Below are 1360 nucleotides of genomic sequence, written 5' to 3' on the forward strand. Positions count from 1 at the left end.
CACGGTACTGCTTCACTATCGGTCACTAGGGAGTATTTAGCCTTGGCAGATGGTCCTGCCGGATTCCGACGGGGTTTCACGTGACCCGCCGTACTCAGGATACCTCTAGGGGATTCGTTCAGTTTGGGCTACAGGGCTTTTACCTTCTATGCCGGACCTTTCCAGATCACTTCGCCTACCAAACTAACCCCATGTCGAGGTCCTACAACCCCAAGGAGCAAGCTCCTTGGTTTGGGCTATTCCGCTTTCGCTCGCCGCTACTGACGGAATCACTTTTGTTTTCTTTTCCTCCAGGTACTTAGATGTTTCAGTTCCCTGGGTCTGCCTCCAATGTAGCTATGTATTCACTACATGGTAACTGCGCATTACCACAGCTGGGTTCCCCCATTCGGACATCCCCGGATCAAAGCCTGCTTACGGCTCCCCGAGGCATTTCGTCGTTCGCCACGTCCTTCTTCGGCTCCTAGTGCCTAGGCATCCTCCGTGTGCTCTTTCTAGCTTAACCTAGAAAAAACTTTAAAGATTTTTGTGCAACCATAAGGTTAACACAACCTAAGTTCTTACTTTACGTTTTGTTTCGTTATCTAGTTTTCAAGGAACAACTTATTTCTGTGATTCGTTTATCTTCGCCCTATTTCAGCGGCGAAAGTTATCTTATCACATCTTATTACTGCATTTCAAGTCGAAATTTCTTGGAAATTTCTATCTTAAAATGTGTTTTGGTGGAGCCAAGCGGGATCGAACCGCTGACCTCCTGCTTGCAAGGCAGGCGCTCTCCCAGCTGAGCTATGGCCCCATAATTTCACCCCAAAAAGTGAAGAGTAGCTTCGAGGTGGATTCCGATTACTTTCCGGGTACCCCGATACTGGATACTTCAAGTATGAAGTTAAATGGTGGGCCCTAGTGGACTCGAACCACCGACCTCACCCTTATCAGGGGTGCGCTCTAACCAGCTGAGCTAAGGGCCCTAAATGAAAATTTTTCAAAATAAAAACCCACCTACAAGCTTTCGAAGCTTTCTCCGAAAGCTTGCCATGGGTATCGCTTGGCAACGTTCTACTCTCCCAGAACCCTGCGGTTCAAGTACAATCGACGCTGGAAGGCTTAACGGTCGTGTTCGAGATGGGAACGCGTGGATCCCTTCCGCCATCATCACCAAACGAGTGCAACATGGTGTTAACCACCTTGCAGAAAGAGGTTTGCTCTTTCAAAACTGAACACGAGTGAGTAAGCGATTTGTGTGTTAAACACACTTGACTGGATCTATCAGATCCGAGTCTCCATAGAAAGGAGGTGATCCAGCCGCACCTTCCGATACGGCTACCTTGTTACGACTTCACCCCAATCATCTACCCCACCT

General features: G+C 48.4%; 2 tRNA genes and 3 rRNA genes. All 5 read right to left on the reverse strand.

Going from position 1 to position 1360, the window contains the following annotated elements:
* A 23S ribosomal RNA gene (locus AC58PQ_RS29510) occupies positions 1 to 505 on the reverse strand; the annotation flags it as partial.
* A gap of 215 nt (positions 506 to 720) precedes the next feature.
* Positions 721 to 796: transfer RNA gene (locus AC58PQ_RS29515), tRNA-Ala, on the reverse strand.
* Positions 797 to 891: 95 nt separating this feature from the next.
* Positions 892 to 968 (reverse strand) — tRNA-Ile (locus AC58PQ_RS29520).
* A 75-nt stretch (positions 969 to 1043) separates the two neighbouring features.
* Positions 1044 to 1160 (reverse strand): 5S ribosomal RNA (gene rrf / locus AC58PQ_RS29525).
* A 126-nt stretch (positions 1161 to 1286) separates the two neighbouring features.
* Positions 1287 to 1360 (reverse strand): 16S ribosomal RNA (locus tag AC58PQ_RS29530); the annotation flags it as partial.

Source organism: Paenibacillus sp. J22P143, from assembly GCF_059692035.1.